This is a genomic window from Desulfovibrio sp., assembly GCF_009712225.1.
Taxonomy (GTDB): Bacteria; Desulfobacterota; Desulfovibrionia; order Desulfovibrionales; family Desulfovibrionaceae; genus Desulfovibrio.
In genome coordinates this window covers 392,450-408,164 of the sequence record NZ_WASP01000008.1, presented here as the reverse complement: position 1 = coordinate 408,164, position 15,715 = coordinate 392,450, and the positions used below count along the sequence as shown (strand labels likewise).

At 57.8% G+C, this 15,715-nt stretch carries 14 protein-coding genes and 1 tRNA gene; 10 read left to right on the top strand and 5 right to left on the bottom strand.

Annotated elements, in window-relative coordinates:
• Positions 1–204: 204 nt before the first annotated feature.
• The 3 genes from F8N36_RS12130 (at position 205) to F8N36_RS12120 (ending at position 4,945) form a co-directional block, all read left to right on the top strand.
• Entirely contained in the window at positions 205–756 is a 552-nt protein-coding gene (locus tag F8N36_RS12130; RefSeq protein WP_291333072.1) for a prolyl-tRNA synthetase associated domain-containing protein, read from the top strand.
• Positions 757–1,216: 460 nt separating this feature from the next.
• Entirely contained in the window at positions 1,217–3,133 is a 1,917-nt protein-coding gene (locus F8N36_RS12125) for a bifunctional diguanylate cyclase/phosphodiesterase (protein WP_291333071.1), read from the top strand.
• Positions 3,134–3,190: 57 nt separating this feature from the next.
• A complete protein-coding gene (locus F8N36_RS12120; protein ID WP_291333070.1) occupies positions 3,191–4,945 on the top strand; it encodes a methyl-accepting chemotaxis protein in 1,755 nt (584 codons plus the stop codon).
• A gap of 119 nt (positions 4,946–5,064) precedes the next feature.
• On the opposite strand, the gene F8N36_RS12115 is transcribed toward F8N36_RS12120, so the two are convergent.
• The 3 genes from F8N36_RS12115 to F8N36_RS12105 form a co-directional block, all read right to left on the bottom strand.
• Positions 5,065–5,676 (bottom strand): indolepyruvate oxidoreductase subunit beta, encoded by a 612-nt coding sequence (locus tag F8N36_RS12115; protein WP_291333069.1) that lies wholly within the window; start codon positions 5,674–5,676, stop codon positions 5,065–5,067.
• A 13-nt stretch (positions 5,677–5,689) separates the two neighbouring features.
• Complete coding sequence (gene iorA / locus F8N36_RS12110; RefSeq protein ID WP_291333068.1) at positions 5,690–7,540, bottom strand: indolepyruvate ferredoxin oxidoreductase subunit alpha; 1,851 nt, start codon at positions 7,538–7,540, stop codon at positions 5,690–5,692.
• Positions 7,541–7,669: 129 nt separating this feature from the next.
• On the bottom strand, positions 7,670–8,419 hold the full coding sequence (locus tag F8N36_RS12105; protein WP_291333067.1) for a tetratricopeptide repeat protein: 750 nt from the start codon (positions 8,417–8,419) through the stop codon (positions 7,670–7,672).
• 187 nt (positions 8,420–8,606) lie between these two features.
• Between F8N36_RS12105 and F8N36_RS12100 the strand changes: the two genes are divergently transcribed.
• The 7 genes from F8N36_RS12100 (at position 8,607) to F8N36_RS12075 (ending at position 13,824) form a co-directional block, all read left to right on the top strand.
• A complete protein-coding gene (locus F8N36_RS12100; protein ID WP_291333066.1) occupies positions 8,607–9,866 on the top strand; it encodes a glutamate-5-semialdehyde dehydrogenase in 1,260 nt (419 codons plus the stop codon).
• The gene (nadD, locus tag F8N36_RS12095; protein WP_291333065.1) at positions 9,867–10,580 is read left to right on the top strand and encodes a nicotinate (nicotinamide) nucleotide adenylyltransferase; all 714 of its coding nucleotides are present in this window, start codon (positions 9,867–9,869) and stop codon (positions 10,578–10,580) included.
• Positions 10,574–11,392 carry a tetratricopeptide repeat protein gene (locus tag F8N36_RS12090; protein ID WP_291333064.1) on the top strand — a complete coding sequence of 273 codons (819 nt, stop codon included), beginning with the start codon at positions 10,574–10,576 and terminating at the stop codon, positions 11,390–11,392. The genes nadD and F8N36_RS12090 overlap by 7 nt, the downstream gene beginning before the upstream one ends.
• 434 nt (positions 11,393–11,826) lie before the next feature.
• Positions 11,827–11,920 (top strand) — tRNA-Ser (locus F8N36_RS12085).
• Between the two features lie 175 nt (positions 11,921–12,095).
• Positions 12,096–12,581, top strand: coding sequence for an Arm DNA-binding domain-containing protein (locus F8N36_RS12080; protein WP_291333063.1), 486 nt, complete (start codon positions 12,096–12,098; stop codon positions 12,579–12,581).
• Entirely contained in the window at positions 12,572–12,841 is a 270-nt protein-coding gene (gene mobC, locus F8N36_RS16335; protein WP_366247048.1) for a plasmid mobilization relaxosome protein MobC, read from the top strand. Before F8N36_RS12080 ends, mobC begins: the two co-directional genes overlap by 10 nt.
• Positions 12,838–13,824 (top strand): relaxase/mobilization nuclease domain-containing protein, encoded by a 987-nt coding sequence (locus F8N36_RS12075; protein ID WP_291333062.1) that lies wholly within the window; start codon positions 12,838–12,840, stop codon positions 13,822–13,824. The genes mobC and F8N36_RS12075 overlap by 4 nt, the downstream gene beginning before the upstream one ends.
• 431 nt (positions 13,825–14,255) lie before the next feature.
• Here the strand turns inward: F8N36_RS12075 and F8N36_RS12070 are convergent, their stop codons facing one another.
• Positions 14,256–15,407: a type II toxin-antitoxin system HipA family toxin gene (locus tag F8N36_RS12070; RefSeq protein WP_291333061.1), complete on the bottom strand. Its 1,152-nt coding sequence runs from the start codon at positions 15,405–15,407 to the stop codon at positions 14,256–14,258.
• A complete protein-coding gene (locus tag F8N36_RS12065; RefSeq protein WP_291333060.1) occupies positions 15,397–15,708 on the bottom strand; it encodes a helix-turn-helix transcriptional regulator in 312 nt (103 codons plus the stop codon). Before F8N36_RS12065 ends, F8N36_RS12070 begins: the two co-directional genes overlap by 11 nt.
• Positions 15,709–15,715 lie beyond the last annotated feature (7 nt).

The following is a 15,715-nucleotide window of genomic DNA, read 5'->3' as shown; positions in this document are numbered from 1 at the left end:
TCTTCTTCTTTCCCTCACCTGCCATCTCTTGACATTTCCCTTTGATAGCTGCCGTCCAGAACCTGTCAGGGGCTGATTTATGCGAACAGGTCTTTCCCGCCTGAATGCATCTGTGCGTGTAGTCTTGAGTGTTCTTGCAGATACAACACCCTTGGTCTAAGGTCCCTGTGCTATTGTAAGACTCGTCACTCATGTTCTTCAATCATGCAGAAAACAGAAACGTCATGCTTGGTTTTGTGCCCGGAAGGATTGATGGCAGCTATGGAAAAACGCCAAAAAGTTTATGATTACTTGAAGCGACAGGGTGTGGAATATTCCGTGACGGAGCATCCCGCTGTGTTCTCTATTAAAGAAATGGGTGACTTGGGGATTATGCTCAAGGGTGATGTCTGCAAAAATCTTTTTTTGCGTGATTCCGCAGGAAAGCGGCATTTTATCGTGACCCTGCCCAAGGACAAGGTAGTGCCTTTGACAGCCTTGCAGCAAAAGCTTGGTTCTTCCCGGCTCAGTTTTGCTTCACAGGAACGTCTGGCAAGGTATCTCAATCTTGCTCAGGGAGAGGTAACGCCTTTTGGTGTTCTCAACGATGAAGGTCGCGAGGTTGAGCTCATATTTGATGCAGATCTGGAAGGTAACCCCTGTCTTGGTGTGCACCCCAATGAGAACACAGCAACAGTCTGGATTTCTTTTGACGACCTCTATCGCGCGGTTGAAGCGCACGGCAATAATGTTCGCATTCTTGCCCTGGCTGACTGATTTTTTTATCAGCACGGGCATGCTTAAAAAAAATATGTGTGTCTGGTACGCAATTTTTCTGGAGAATGAAAAATTGAAGTTGCCGAATCATCAGCCCATTCTTGTTTTCAGGCTGTGAGGCTATGAGTCTGACAGTATTTGATGTGGATTTTTGCCGCATCGGATGGGTGATACTGCTTGCCTTGCCAGTGAACTTATTCCCTTCATCCGTAACTTTCGCGACACCCACTCCGTCATGCATCTGTCATAAATACCAATGCCATCTTCGATCCTTATTGGTAATTGTTGCCTGTTCGCCAAAAAGAAATCAATTCGCCCTCAAATTCAATTATTCCTGTAACAGACCCGCCACAGTATCTGCTTAGTGATGTTTGTGGCAATGAGTCGGGATGTCCGCGCGGTTAAAAGTATCGGGGACATCGACGCTCATGCCGCCAACGCACTTTATGTGGAGGGGGTCATGGCCGATTCTTCCGCGCAGGATCTTTTTGTAGAAACTTTTTGTGATTTGCCGCATGCGGCTATGCTTCTGCCAAACATGCAGAGCCAGTTGCGCTGTACATCTGCCCTTGCGCCGCCGCCAGTCTCCAAAACTCTCATGGGGGCCCCTGCTCCTGACGGTGGCAGTGCCTACGCAACAGGCGTACCCGAGCGACAGGCCTTTCTCGACCTGCTGCATAACCAGGAAATCACCAGTGTGCTTCAGCCCATCATTTCGCTCCGCGATGGTGCGGTATTTGGCTACGAGGCTCTGGGACGCGGACCGGCAGGTACCGTGCTGGAAAATCCTGAGACCCTCATTCAGTGCGCTCTTGATAACGGCTGCATGCTCGAACTGGAGCACCTTTTCCGCCGCAGTGCCCTGCGAGCTGCTCGCCAGATACCCGCGGGCATCCGACTTTTTCTCAACGTGAATCCCAATATCATTCAGGATCCCCATTTCGGCATGGGGTTCACCAAGGAATATCTCACCCGGTTTGCCATCAGCGCAGAAGACATTGTTTTTGAAATCACCGAGCGCGAATCGGTGGAAAACCTGCGCGGCTTCAAACAGATAATCGAGCACTACAAGGCGCAGAACTACCAGATAAGCATAGATGACGCAGGCGCGGGCTACTCTGGCCTCAATCTGATCTCTGACGTGCAGCCGCACTTCATCAAGCTTGACATGCGCCTCATACGCGGGGTGGACAAGGATCTCACGCGGCAGGCTCTTATCAAGAGCATGCAGGAATTTGCCGCCCTTACCAATACACGCATCATAGCCGAGGGCATCGAAACGGAAGAAGAGCTGGCTACTCTCATCAGTTTTGATGTGCCATACGGGCAGGGATATTTTATCCGCAAGCCCACGCCTTCACCGCAAGCGGTGGAGCCGATGGCGCTTCAGGTCATCCACCGCGAAAACAAGATAAAAAACCGTTTTTTTGGCGCGCGGGTGCACAAGTTTCATGTGCGGCACATTTGCAGAACAGGCACAGTTGTACCTCCCCACATGCCCATTCGTTCGGTTGTTGAGCTGTTTGAAAAAAACACAAAGCTCAACGGCATTTGCGTGGTCATGGGGGAATTGCCAGTGGGAGCGCTTACGCGCAACCGCCTGCACGAGCAACTCAGTGGCAGATTTGGTTTTTCGCTTTTTGCGGACAAAGCCGTGGAAGCCGTGATGGACAAAAACTTTTTGTGCGTCGACCATCAGTGCACCATTGATCTGGTGGCCCGGCAGGCCATGCGCCGCGACGATACCAAGCTGTACGACTTTGTTACCGTCACGCGCGAGGGCCGTTATCAGGGCATTGTAACGGTCAAGGAACTGCTGGAAAAAAGTATCGAGCTTGAAGTCGCCAACGCGCGCCAGCTTAATCCTCTCTCGGAACTGCCCGGTAACGCCCTTATCGATATCGAGCTGGAAAGGCTCGTGCGCCTTGGTTTGCCGCATTTTGTGCTCTACTTCGACATCGACAATTTCAAGGCCTACAACGACAAATACGGCTTTAAAAATGGCGACAGGGCGCTCAAGCGTCTGTCGTCCATAATCAAGGAAAGTGCTGGCAAGGACGACTTCGTGGGGCACATCGGCGGGGATGACTTCATCGCCGTTGCCGATGGCCCTGCCGCATCCGGCATGTGCGAAACCATTATCAAGGCCTTTAACGACAGCGTCCCTGCCTTTTACAGCGCCGAAGACGTGCAGCGCGGCTACATCGAAGGCAAAAGCCGCAGCAATGCCGAAGAGCGCTTTCCCCTCATGTCGCTGACCATTGTGGGCGTGCGGGCCAACAGCTACCAGAGCAGTTTTGATCTGGCGCGTGCTGCCGCGGCGCTAAAAAAACAGTGCAAGCGCATGCTGGGCAGCAACTACCAGCTTGAATCATGAACCTTTGCGCAACTTTGCTGCCAATACCCCTGCAAAAAAATTTATAAGGGAGTTTTCATGAAGCTGACCACGAAACTTGTTCTTTCGTTCAGCAGCATCATTGTCCTTATGCTGGCCCTGTTCGGCGTGTACTATATCAACACCGAGCGCATAGACCACGCAGTGGGGCACATGGATCAGCAGTATGTGCCTTCACTTGTGGCGGTGCAGACCATGGCAGCCCTGCTGTATTCCGCCCGTTCAGATCTGGCGGCTCTCACCCCGCACACAGACAGGGTGACCATTGCCGAATACCGCGATCGCATCAAACGCGCCCTCAAGCAGTTTGCCCATCATGCGGAAGCGTACCAATCTCTTGTCCAGGCGCGCAAGAACGATGGTGAACCCGTGGATGCCGAACTGTGGGCCAACATTGTTGCCCAGCTCGGTGCGGAGGAAAAAACGCGAGAGGAAATCATCCGGCTGGCGAGCGAGGGCGACACAGACGCATCAATTGCGCTGTTTACCCGCAGCCGGGCCGATTTTATCCGCCTTGCCCGATATTTTGACCAGCTGGTGCAGCACGATGTGCAGCGCAGCCAGGCTGCGGCGGCAGAAGCGCAGGATGTTGCGCGCAAATCGCGCATTGCTGGTGCGGCCCTCGCACTGGTGGGCATACTTTTCAGCATTGCCGTGACCGTGGGCATTACGCTGGCCATCAAGCGGCAGCTGGGCAAGGACCCCGCGCAGCTGCAACTTATCGCCGGGCGCGTGGCTGCTGGCGATTATGATCTTGAACATTCGGACCGCCAGCAGGGGGTCTACGCCTCGCTGGTGCTCATGGTGCAGGCGCTTAAAGCCCACATCGAGAGTGCCCGCTGCGAATCGGAAAAAGCGCAGGAGGAATCGGCGCGGGCCAACGCTGCCTTGCAGCAGGCCGAGGCAGCAGAGCGCGACGCCCGCGCAAAAACAGAAGCCATGGAACAGGTGGCGGAAGCGCTGGAAGAAGTGGCCCATGTGGTGGCCACGGCCTCTGAGCAGGTGGGCGCGACCATCCAGCAGGCCGGAACAAGTGCCGACAGCACCGCCCAGCGCCTGACCGATGCCGCCACGGGCATGGAGCAGATGAACGCAACGGTGGGCGAGGTTGCGCAAAATGCGACGGTGGCCTCCGATTCGTCGGCAGAAACGCGTACCCGGGCCGAAGCTGGTGCCAGGGTTGTGCAGCACGCCTTGCAGAGCATTGAGACCGTGCGCGCAACCTCCATGCGGCTCAAGGACGATATGGAGCAACTGGGTGGGCACGCACAGGCCATTACCCGCATCATGAATGTTATTTCAGATATCGCAGACCAGACCAACCTGCTGGCCCTCAATGCCGCCATAGAGGCCGCACGTGCTGGCGATGCCGGGCGCGGCTTTGCCGTGGTGGCTGACGAAGTGCGCAAGCTGGCGGAAAAAACCATGGCTTCCACGCACGATGTGGATACGGCCATCAAGGCCATTCAGCAAAGCGTGGTCCGCAGCGCCCAGTCGGTGGATGAAGCCGTACAGGGCGTGGCGCTGGCAACGCAGGCGGCCCAGCAGTCGGGCCAGGCGTTGGAAGGCATAGTTGGCACAGTGGAAGAAACCGCCAATCAGGTCAGCGCCATTGCCACTGCCAGCGAGCAGCAGGCCGTGGCAACCAACGAGATCAACCGCACCATCGGTGATGTAACGGATCTGTCGCGCCAGACGGCAGCGGCCATGAGCGCGGCCTCGCGCGCGGTGGCCGGGCTATCTGCCCAGGCCCGAAATCTTGGGGACCTCATCGAGCAGATGCAGAGCTGCTGATCTGACCCCCGCGCTTACAGATGGCCTCTTCCAAAAACAAAGCCCCTTCCAGAGAAGGGGCTTTGTGCATTGTGATTGCTGGTCAGCAGTGCGGGTCGTTGCCGCGCTGCTGCGGGGTCTTACTTGCTTGCGCAACAGGCCTTGCCCAGTTCAAGAGCCTTGAGGTTGGATTCCTGCAGCTTGGGAGGCAGGAATTTTTTGATGGCCGCTTCCAGGGCATCCACCCCAAAAGGCAGCACGCCAGAGGCGCAGACCACGCTCAGCAGCACGGTATTGCCGCTCTGCACAGATCCGGCCTGCAGGCCAAGTTCGCGGCAGGGCACAAAGTGGCACTGACCGGCGACCTGTCGGGCTTTTTCCATGATGTGCTGCATGTCAGGGTATTCTGCCTTGCCCAGCGCAACGCTAAGCGGGGGCAGGGGATCGCTGCTGGAGAAGATGGCACCGCCGGGCTGCAGATAGGGCAGGGCGCGCAGGGTTTCCAGCGGTTCAAAGCCAAGCAGCACGTCGGCTTCGCCGAAGTCGAGCTTGGGCGAACGCCAGCCGCCGAGCAGCATGACAGATTCCACAACGCCACCGCGCTGGGCCATGCCGTGCACTTCGCCTGCCACCACGTCTAGGCCGGCTTCAAGAGCCGTGCGGGCCAGAAGGGTGGTAGCCGTCAGGGTTCCCTGACCGCCAACACCGGTAAAGAATATACGCATCCGCTTTTGCATTTCTTGAGTCTTCATAGTGTTCCCCTTCCTACCGCTTCCGCGCCTTGAAGGCCGTAGGCGCAACCTGCAGACAGACCATGCAGCCCGTGCAGAGCGTGGCGTCTACAGCAAGATTGTCGCCCTCACGGTAAAAGGCGGGGCAGGCCAGCTGCTCGAGGCAGCGCATGGCTTCCGGCCCCTGCTCGGCCACTTCGGCCACCTGGGGCTGTGCCTTTTTGAGCTGGCGGCGGGCATACAGCACGCAGGGCTCCTCAGTAATCAGCACGCGCACGCCGCTCTGGGTTTTCATTTCTTCCAGAGCCTTGGTAACGGCCTTGACGTTGAACGAGCGCACCTTGGTGCACTGGGTAACGCCCATGGCCCGCACAATGGTTTCGATATCCATATGCTGGCTCATGGAGCCGAGCATGTCCTGTACCATGCCGGGGTTGGGCTGGTGGCCTGTCATGGCCGTGGTGCCGTTGTCCAGAATGACAAGAATAATGTCGTGCTGGTTGAAAACCGCGTTGGCAAGGCCGGTCATGCCGGAATGGAAGAACGTGGAATCGCCGATAAAGGCCACTACCGGCTTGCCAGAAGCGCGGGCAAAGCCGCTGCCCGCAGAAACCGAAGAGCCCATGCACACCAGAAAATCAGCAGCGCGCAGGGGCGGCAGCAGGCCAAGGGTGTAACAGCCGATGTCGCTGGAGTAGAAGGCATCGTCGCCAAAAACCTGGCGGGTGGCATAGTAAACGGCACGGTGCGAGCAACCGGCGCAGAGGTTCGGCGGCCGGCCGGGCAGCTCAAGGTCAACGCTACGCACGGGCTTGGCCGGGCAGGGAGTGTCGAGCCATGAGGAGAGGCGGCGTATGACAAGGGTGGTGGAGTATTCGCCCTGGCCGGTGAGGCCGGAATCCTTGCCCTCAATACGAACGTGGATGTCCTGCTTCTGCACCAGCGCGCGGATGTCCTGTTCCAGAAGGTCAACACCTTCTTCCAGCACCAGCACGCGGTCGCAGCCGCGCAGAAATTCGGTAATCATGTTGGTGGGCAGGGGCCATGTCATGCCCAGCTCAAGCACGCGCACGCGGTCTTCCCAGCCGCCAGCCGCAAGGGCGTCGGCCAGATAGTTGCGGGCCACGCCGCTGGTGATGATGCCAAGGCGCGTGGGCGTCTGCGGTTCGCGCACCGTGTTGAAACGGCTGGATTCCGCAAACTGGCGGGCTTTTTCGACGAGGCTGTCAAGCACCAGATGGCGTTTGCGGGCAACGGCGGGAACCGGCACAAAGCGGCTGGGATCGCGCTTGAATTCCACCTTGGGCTGTGTGGCGGGCAGGTCGTCAAAGTCGACCGCGCCGCGCATGTGGCTGACGCGCGTGGTGGTGCGCAGCATAACGGGCTGTTGCAGTTCGCGGGCAAGGCGAAAAGCCTCGCGGGTCATATCCTTGGCTTCCTGCGCAGAGACAGGCTCAAAACAGGGCAGCAGGGCAAAGCGCGCGTAGGTGCGGTTGTCCTGTTCGTTCTGGCTCGAGTGACAGCCGGGGTCGTCTGCGGTCAGCAGCACCATGCCGCCGGGCAGGCCCGTGTACACCGAAGTGAACAGCGGGTCGGCGGCCACGTTGACGCCCACGTGTTTCATGGTCACAAGGCTCATGGCGCCGCCCAGGGCAGCACCGGCGGCCACTTCAAGGGCCACCTTTTCGTTGACGGAATATTCCAGCCTGTAGCGGCCCTCGCCGCCAAGGCGGTGGAACGTATCCGGCACTTCCGAAGAGGGCGTGCCAGGGTAGCAGCTGACCATATGTACGCCCGCTTCAAGCGCGCCGCGCACAATGGCCTCGTTGCCCAACAGCAGGTGCCGCTCGCCGCGAGCGCCCTGCAACAGTGGATGATTGCTCATGTTCCCTCCAGGCCCAGACATGTGCTGCCTGAACCGCAACTGGATGCAAGATGGCGTGGCCCATGCGGCCCCGCCTACAATGACGCAAGCCCGCGCTGTTTGCACATGCGCGGGCTTGCGAAGAAATATTTACTGGGCTTTGCCGGGGGCTTTTTCGCCAGCGCCGTCTGGCGCTGCCGGGGTCGCAGCCTGAGCTGCTTCCTCGTCAACAATCTTGGGAGCCAGCGAGTAGGCGCGAGCGCGGAAGTATTCGCTGTTGAGGCCCTGTGCTTCGCGCGAGAGAGCCAGATACATGCGGGCGGCCTGTTCGGTCTGCCCGGCGACCACGGCGGCCTCGGCGGTCATTTGCTTGAGCTGGGGAGCGGTAACCTCGCCCGGCATGGCAGATTGCAGCTTTTGCAGCAGGGTCAGGGCTTCGGCATATTTGCCAGCCTTGAGCATGGCCGCGGCTTCGTTCATGCCGGCAACCATCGCCAGCGAGCCTTCGCCGGTCTGGGCGGCCTTGGCGTAGGCGCTGGCCGCAGTGGCGACGTCGCCAGTGCTCATGGCGCTTTGACCAAGGGCCAGATAGACCGAAAAGCGCACGTCAGCGGGGGCTTTTTCCGCCAGGGCAGCAAGTTCCTTGACCTGATCGGGGCCGCTGGTTTGCAGGACAATACGCGCCAGAGCCTGACGCGCATCTTCGTTTTTGCTGGTGCTGTACCAGCGCCAGATGCCCGTGCCAGCCAGAACCAGCACAAACAACACCACAATGCTGGCGATGGTGCCAGCGTGACGCAGCATGAACTGGAGCATGGGGGCGCTTTCAGAGCTTACTTCGGCCTGAAGGTCGCGCAGCAGGGGGGAATCCTCCGCGCCTTGATTCTTTTGCGGATTCATGTATCAAAACTCCTTACAGGGAGGCGGAACCGCCGTTGTTTTTCCACGCATTTGCCCTGCGCGAATCGTCTTCGGCGGAGCTGGACGGAAGCTTTTTACTTAGGCCAGAATCAACCCCTCTGTCAAAACAAATATCCCTCTGGTCAGGCTGCCTGCGCGGCCTTGACCATCAGCACAAGGAGTTCGCATGACGCCTGCAGAAGAAATGACGCGCCTCGGTGCGCGGGCAAAGGAAGCAGCCAGGGCTATAGCCAAGGCGCACCCCGATGCCAAAACGCAAGCCCTGCTGGGGCTGGCAGAGCTGCTGCAGGAACGGGAGGCCGAAATTCTGGCCGCCAATGCCGAAGACCTTGCTGCGGCACGTGCCGCCGGGCAGGACGAACCCCGCCTTGACCGCCTCACGCTCACGCCCTCTATTATGGATGAAATGCGCGCCGCCTGCCGCCACGTGGCCAACCTGCCTGATCCCGTAGGCGCCACCGAGCGCCAGTGGCAGCGCCCCAACGGCATCCTTGTGGGCCGTATGCGTGTGCCCCTGGGCGTGATTGCCATGATTTACGAAGCACGCCCCAACGTGACCATTGACGCTGCCATTCTGTGCATCAAGGCTGGTAACGCGGTTATTTTGCGCGGCGGCAGCGAGGCCCTGCGCTCTAACATCGCCCTTGCCAAAGCCCTGAGCGACGCTCTGGTTCAGGCTGGCTTGCCCGGCGATGCCGCACAGCTTGTTTCCATTCCCGGGCATGAGGCTGTAAACGCCCTGTGCAAGCTCGACAAGTATATTGATGTGATCATTCCGCGCGGGGGCGAGGGGCTTGTGCGCGCGGTGACCGAGGCGGCGACCATGCCCGTGCTCAAGCACTTCAAGGGAGTGTGCCACGCGTACATTGATGCGGATGCCGACCTTGATGCAGCGACCGAGATCGTTTTCAACGGCAAGGTACAGCGCCCCGGCGTTTGTAACGCGCTGGAATGCCTGCTGGTGCACCGCGACGTGGCTGCGGCATTTTTGCCCAAGATTGCGGCCAGACTGGGCGCTGCCAGCGTGGAATTTCGCGCCTGCCCGGCATCGCTCCCCCTGCTGGGGTCAACCGCCGTGGCGCAGCAGCCCGATGATCTTGGGCAGGAATTTCATGCGTTGGTGCTGGCTGTTTGCGTAGTGGAAAGCATGGATGCGGCGCTGGACCATATTGCCCGCTACGGCTCCAACCATACGGAGATCATCTGCACCAACAACCACGAGCACGCCATGCGCTTTCTGCGCGAGGCAGATGCCTCAATGGTTGCGGTCAATGCCTCCAGCCGTTTCAACGACGGTGGCCAGCTTGGACTCGGCGCGGAGATCGGTATTTCAACTTCAAAGCTGCATGCTTACGGTCCCATGGGGGTGGATGAGCTGACCACCACCAAGTTTGTGGTGCTGGGGCAGGGGCAGGTGCGCCGGTAGATGACTGAAACGGCGTCCCCCCCGCCGGGAAGAGCCATACTGGGCGGCAGCTTTAACCCGCCACACGTGGGGCATCTGCGCCTGGCCATAGAGGCGTGCGAAGCCCTGGGCGACCTTGTGCAGGGTGTGGACATGGTGCCGTGCGCCGTGCCACCGCATAAGTCCCAGAGCGGCATGCTGTCATTTGAGCTGCGCGCCCGTATGGTTGAAGCCTGCGCAGAGTCCATTCCCTGGTTGCGCTGCAACCGGGTTGAGGGCTTGCGGCAGGGGCCATCGTACACGTGGGACACCCTGTGCGCCTACCGCGAGGCCGAACCGCAGGCAGAGCTATATTTTATTTTGGGCAGCCCAGATTTTGCCCTGCTTTCTACCTGGCACAGGGGGCTTGAGCTGCCCCGGTTGTGTCACTTTGTGGTTGTTCCCCGCAAGGGGCATACCGCTGGGGATTTTATGGCTGCGGCAACTGCGCTGTGGCCCGCAGCTCGGCAGCGGCCGTCACTGCTGCCCGGGTGCGCCTGCATGGCCCTGCCCGGAGGCGGGATGGCGCATTTTCTTGATGTGCCGTGGCTGGCGGTGAGCGCCTCGCGGGTACGCCAGCTCTGGCTGGCGGGCCGTAATGTCGATTTTCTTGTGCCAGATGCCGCTTTGCAGATTTTGCGGAACAACGCTCAGGCCGTGCGGCAGCACTGGAGTGAGGAAGGTTCGGCATGTTGACCACTGTTCCCAAATCCATTCGTGAAAATATAGCCCGAGCCATGGGCTACCTGCGGCGTGACGAGGTGGAGCGCGCGCTGGTGAGCATGAGCGAGGCTGTGCGCCAGCTTGCGGAAGTGAGACTGGTGCGCTCGGCACGGGCAGAGCTGGGAATTCAGATAGATGAGTTTTTGGCTGTGCTGGTGCGTCACAGCGTGCTGCAGCCCCTTCTTGACCCCGGCAATACAGGCAAACCCCGCAGTATCACCCTGCAGCAGGGCAAGGAGGCCGCGCTCTCTACCGTGCTGGATGGGCTGGCAAAAATTTTACAGACGTCGGCAGAACAGGCCGTGCAGCAGAAGGCCGAAGACCGCCTGGCGCGCAAAAAACAGCTCATCAGTACCGGGCTCGATTTTTTGCGTGAAGGCCAAGTGGCCAAGGGGCGCGCTTTTTTGAAGCGTATTGTTGAAGAATTTGGCGACGAAGACGGCATCCGTCTGCAAATGGGCCAGATTTTTGCCGCCGCAGGGCTTTTTGCCGAGGCCGCCGCCATGTACGAGGAAGCCATGACCCTGCAACCGCGCGAGGCTGCGGCCTACACCGGGGCCGTTGCCGCGTGGATGGAACTGCGTGAATACGAAAAGGCCGAAGCCGTGTACAAGGCGGTGCTGCGTACCTTTGGCGGGCACGCCTCTACATTTGGCAAGATGGCAAGGATGTATCTGGACTGGCACAAAAAGCACGACGCCGAAGAAGCCGCCCTGCGTGCCCTGCAAACAGATCCCGAACAGACTGATGCGCTGGAAGTGATGGCCGCGCTCGCCAAGGGCTAGTGCGACTGGGAGTGGTAGGGCAACACGCGCCTTGAGCTTGGGCTGCTGGCGTGGCTTTTCATGCCTGTTTCTGTGGGAACTCCACCCAGATTGCACGCATAAATTTTTAATTTAGATTTTGTGTAATCTTTTTTAGCTGGATAGAGCATCTGAACAAGACCCACTGTGCAGCGTGTGTTTGTAAGCAGCGTGGCTGACCAGCCTCCTCAGCAAATTTTTGCGCGCGGGTTGTGATCACGGCTGCCGCAGTGATGTGCGGGCAAGGTGGATTTTACCACCGCCAGCCCGGTTTTACGGCAATTAAAACGGCTAAGGGTTGAAACTTGTACGCTTTGGCGGCATCTGTGCCGCAGAACCATTGCCTTTCACCCAAAGATAGACTATAAACCACCTTCGGCTGCAAGCGGGGCTCCCAACGCCCTTTGTGGTCGTGCGGAGAGGTAGCGAAGCGGCCGTAACGCGCTCGACTCGAAATCGAGTTAGGGGTTAATAGCTCCTACGTGGGTTCGAATCCCACCCTCTCCGCCATTCGATGATTCAAGGAACTCCGAATTCGTCCGCTAGTCGTTGACAGTAGCCGAATTCGGAGTTTTACTTTGTCCGACGATGTCCGGTAAAAAACGCTCAAAGCCGAGCGTAAACCGGATACTGCGCCGGACATTTTTTATTTTGGCGTTTCCTATGTCCAAAAGATGTCCGGTCTATGGAGGAAACGCTTATGGCTCTATGCGATATGGCCATTAAAAAGGCCAAGCCCCGCGAGAAAATTTATACCCTCAAAGACGCAGATGGGCTTTATCTGGAGATAAAGCCTTCTGGTAAAAAGTATTGGCGTCTCCGCTATTGGATAGACTCCAAGGAAAATCGTCTTTCCCTCGGTGAATACCCCCTCATATCTCTGGCCGAAGCTCGTTCGCGCCGTGATGATAAGCGGCGCATGATTAAAGACGGCGTTGACCCTGTGGCGCTGGTGCGTGAGCAAAAAGCCGCCGTAGCTCCAGACAAGTTCTTTGAATCTGTAGCTCGTGAGTGGGCGCAAAAAAACGCCCATAAGTGGACAGAAGGCCACGCGGAATTGAATCTTCGGCGTCTGGAGATGAATATTTTCCCCTACATCGGAAAGAAACCCGTTGGGGAAATCCGGCAGAGTGGGAGGCGCTTCAGCTTCGTGCGCGGCACATGGGCATGAGCCCTGCGCAGTGGTTGCGCACAGCAGCTTTAAGCAAACGCATGCCGCCGCCCCCTGTGCCAGAGGTTAACCGCAAGGCCTACGGCGAGCTTGCGCGGTTGGGCGTAAATCTCAACCAAATCGCAAAGGCTGCCAATGCGGGGCGAACGGCTGTTCCCTTCGGGCTATTGAGGGAGCTGCTTAGCCAGATCATGTGCTTGCAAGCTTCCCTTATGGGTGTTGCTGGCAGCTCGCCGCCAGAGGCAAGGACTGTGCCTTGATAGCCAAGTGCATCAAGGGCAAAGGCTTTCGTGGGGCAGCAGCCTACGATTTGCAGCCCCACAAAAGCCTGTTGCTTGAAACCAATATGGCGGGCCGCACACCACGCGCCCTTGCTGCGGAATTTGGAGTTATTCGCGCTTTGAGGCCGAATCTGTCCAAGGCCGTTTGCCATGTGAGCCTGAGCCTACACCCGGAAGAATCCTTGTCAGATGAGCAGTGGTGTGAGGCTGCGCATTCGTGGCTTCAGGGCATGGGCTTTGTAAACAATCAATATGTCATTAGCCGACATACAGACGCCGCGCACGCACACATTCATATTCTGGTGAACAGGATTGCGCTTGATGGAAAAGTTGTGAGTGACGCGCACGACTACAGGCGACAGGAAACAATAATGCGGGAGCTGGAGCAACGGTTTTCTCTTCGGCAAGTGCGCTCAAGCCGGGAAACTTTGCGGGCAGCCCTTACGAAAGGGGAAATTGAGCACGCCCTGCGCACTGGCGAGTCCTCCACCCGCATGAACCTACAAAAAATAATTGATGCAGCCCTTACGCAAAAAATTGCGTTGAATGCGTTTTGTCAGCAGTTGGCAGCCCAGGGCGTGACCGTGCGTTTAAATAAAGCCTCCACCGGGTTTGTTTCGGGGATCAGCTTTGCGCTTGGTGACGTGACGTTCAAGGGCAGCAAGCTCGGCAAAGGCTACACATGGGGCGCATTGCAACTTAGAGGATTACTCCATGAGCAAAATAGACGAATTGAAGAACATGAGCAGGGCATCGGAAGCGACAACGCCACCAGCCGCAACGAGCGAGATAGATCAGACAAGGATAGAAGCAAGCCTGATGGTTCTGAGCTTGCAAGAGGAGGCACGAATCAAGAACTCACAGGAGCTGATTCAGCTTTTACGAGAATTGCAGAGAAGTACCTCTCAGGCCGCGCGGGAGATCGGAACCGCAGCTCACCAAGTAAGGGATTATCCCGTTGAGGTTTTGAATCAGTACCGGGCGCGTATGGAGCAGTGTTTGGCAAAGTGCGAGGCGGCGGCAATCGCATCAAAGGAATATTTTGAAAAATCGCGTGCAGTAATGGATGGTTACGGCAAGGAATTGCGGGCCGATTCGTGGTGGTTGGCAAGTATAACTTCTGGATGCACAGCGATTGCTTTCATGCTTCTGTTCGTGTTTCTCCGCTGGCTAGGCCATTGAGTATTGCCGTAGGGATTTAGGCTATCATCTCAGCAGGTTAATAAAAGAAGGCTGCTATGCGTAACCGCATGGCAGCCTTCTTTCGTGCTGTGAAAATCAGATGCCAAGCCGGATATTTTTTCTGGCGTTTCCTCTATGAGCAGTTCTCAGGCTGCTTGCGGAATTTCCCATTTGTCACTCAGACGGCCTCCTTCCTGCACATTTGCGCACCTTACTTCTTCACCTCGGCCAAAGCCGCGTCCACTTGCTGCATAATTTCGCGCACTGTCCGAGCATCCACATCCACAGTTGCGGCGGCCGCCAAAAAATCCTTTTCGGTTATATCCTTGCCCTTGTTGTTGACCATGCAGGTCTGTTCCCCGTTAATGCCCTCTGACGGCGTAAGGTCATAAACCGGAGCCATGCGCCACTGGTTTTCCTTGTTCAGCAGAAAGGAAAAGTTTTTGGAGTGGTCGTCCCTGTTGCCGGAGCGCACGTTGAACACCATGAGCCGCACCATTTTAAGCACTTCGCGCATGTCTTTGGTGAGCAGCAGCGTCAGGCGCAGCAGGCTTTCATAGGTGAGCGATGGTTCGCGGTGCGATGCGTGCAGCAGACCGCAGGCGGTGTGCACATGCACCTTTTGGCCATGCACCCTGTCAAAGCGTTGGACGCCGAAATATCCCGGCGAGGTTGCCGACGGAAACAGGTGCGTTTCCGGCATATCCAGCCCGGCTTCTTTGGCCGCCAGGGAATATGCGTATTCCGTCAGCCCGGTGTTTGGCGGTTCGTGCGCGGAGCGAAATTTGATGATCCAGGGGGTTCCTTGGGGTTCCCCCGCCCCCTGCGGCACAATGCGGTAATCATCGGCAACGTTCACCAGAATTTTGGGTCTGGCCCCTGCGGATGAGCCGTTGAGCTGAATAAGCTTGTCCAGTTGCCCCGCATCCACAGGCGCATCGCGCAGAATCCGTAGCGAATCCTCTGCCAGAGCATCCAGTTCCGCCACAGAAACGGCTTCTTCTGCCTGTTCCGCCGCCGGGGTGTACTCCAGCGCGCCCATGCCGTGGACACCCACCATGGCAAGGCGCTGCAAGGGCAGGCAGGCATGGAGCGATGAGCCTTTTTTTCGTAATGCCCTGTCCAGCAGAAGCAGCCCCCAGCCATCGGGCAGGCTGTCGTTGAATACGCCGAACAGGCCGTCAAAGGTGCGCTTGGGGTCTTCCTTGACCTCTGGGCTGAGCGGAAGCCTGAACGGCGAAATGTTGATGCCCGAATCAAGAAATTCTGGCGCATACTGAAACAGAATGGTGTTGCTGTGCGCGGCGAGCTTTCCCACATGGCGCCGTACACCGTATGCATGCAGATGGACGTCAAGATTCATGGCGTTTTCTTCCTGCCCGCTTGCGGGGTGCTGGGGATTGCGGCTTGAACAGGTTTTCTGTGCGCGGCGGGTTGAACAAGCCGGAAAAGGCTTCAAGTTCGTTAAGAATCAGGGCGATAGCCAGCAGGGACGCGAGCGAGATTTCCCCTGTTGTTTCAAAGCGCTTCACAGAGCCAAGGGAAACGCCGCTACGGGCCGCCAAATCTTTCTGGCTCATATTGAGAGCAAGACGTTTGGCCTGCGCCTTGGCGGCGATGCCGAGCCGGATTTCCTGTGGAGTTTTTAAAATATCGTCTAACATAATAGCT